Source organism: Vibrio sp. YT-17 (assembly GCF_033337375.1).
Classification (GTDB): Bacteria; Pseudomonadota; Gammaproteobacteria; order Enterobacterales; family Vibrionaceae; genus Vibrio; species Vibrio alginolyticus.
Map to the genome: position 1 here is coordinate 1 of NZ_JAWOQP010000134.1, position 1,206 is coordinate 1,206.

Genomic DNA, 1,206 nt, shown 5'->3' on the forward strand with positions numbered 1-1,206 from the left:
TGGCGTGATCATTGGTGAAGGTTATCATCATCGCGCTGGAGAGCCCCATGCTGAAGTGCACGCGATGCGCATGGCTGGTGATAAAGCTGAAGGTGCAACGGCATACGTTACCCTTGAACCGTGCTCCCACTATGGACGCACGCCACCTTGCGCTGAAGGGTTGATAAAAGCCAAAGTGGCGCGAGTAGTGTGTGCGATGGAAGATCCGAATCCAAAAGTGGCTGGACGTGGCATCCAAATGCTACGTGAAGCCGGAGTTGAGGTTCAGGTTGGACTGTTAGAAAACGATGCGATTGAGCTCAATCGTGGCTTCATTAAATTCATGCAAACAGGCATGCCATTTATCCAATTAAAAATGGCAGCAAGCTTAGATGGACAGAGTGCGCTAAGTAATGGCAAGAGCCAATGGATCACCTCCCCACAGGCTCGCCAAGACGTGCAGCGTTATCGAGCGCAAAGCGGTGGCATTCTGTCTACAAGCAAAACAGTGTTGGATGATAACGCTTCTCTCAACGTTCGTTGGGATGATTTGCCGCAGAGTGTTCAAGCGCACTATGAGCTGACGGAAGTTCGCCAACCAGCAAGGGTAATACTCGACCGTCAACAGAAACTGAGTGATGACCTTAAACTGTTCAGTACCGAAGGTGAGCGAATTATTGTCAGCAGCGAAGGCGATGTTTGTCCACAACTAGACCAAAGCGGAAAAATTGATTTAGCTGCCACCCTAAAAGCGGTCGCGACTCAGCATAATATCAACCATTTATGGGTGGAAGCTGGCGCGACGCTCGCGAGTTCTCTAATCAAAGCTAACCTTGTAGATGAGTTGATTGTCTATCTCGCTCCGAAACTAATGGGAAGCGATGGACGTGGTTTAATTGGCGCGCTGGGATTGACGGAGATGGCGCAGGTCATCGATTTAAATATTACTGATGTGCGAATGGTGGGCAGAGATATCCGTATTACCGCCACCCTTGTACGTAAAGAAATTTAGAAAAGAAGCACTATGTTTACAGGAATTGTAGAAGCAGTTGGTAAATTAACTGCGATTACGCCAAAAGGCGAAGACATTACCGTTACGGTAGAAGTAGGTAAGTTAGACATGTCTGACGTAAAGTTAGGTGACAGCATTGCAACTAACGGTGTGTGCTTAACGGTGATTGACTTTGGAAGCAATTACTACAGCGCAGATTTGTCTCTCGAGACCTT

General features: G+C 47.8%; 1 protein-coding gene and 1 pseudogene. Both read left to right on the forward strand.

Annotation, left to right across the window (positions count from 1 at the left end):
• On the forward strand, positions 1-991 hold a 991-nt coding region (ribD, locus tag R7F67_RS24435; protein ID WP_318057492.1), incomplete at its 5' end, for a bifunctional diaminohydroxyphosphoribosylaminopyrimidine deaminase/5-amino-6-(5-phosphoribosylamino)uracil reductase RibD.
• 12 nt (positions 992-1,003) lie between these two features.
• Positions 1,004-1,206 (forward strand): annotated as a pseudogene (locus tag R7F67_RS24440) (riboflavin synthase); the annotation flags it as partial.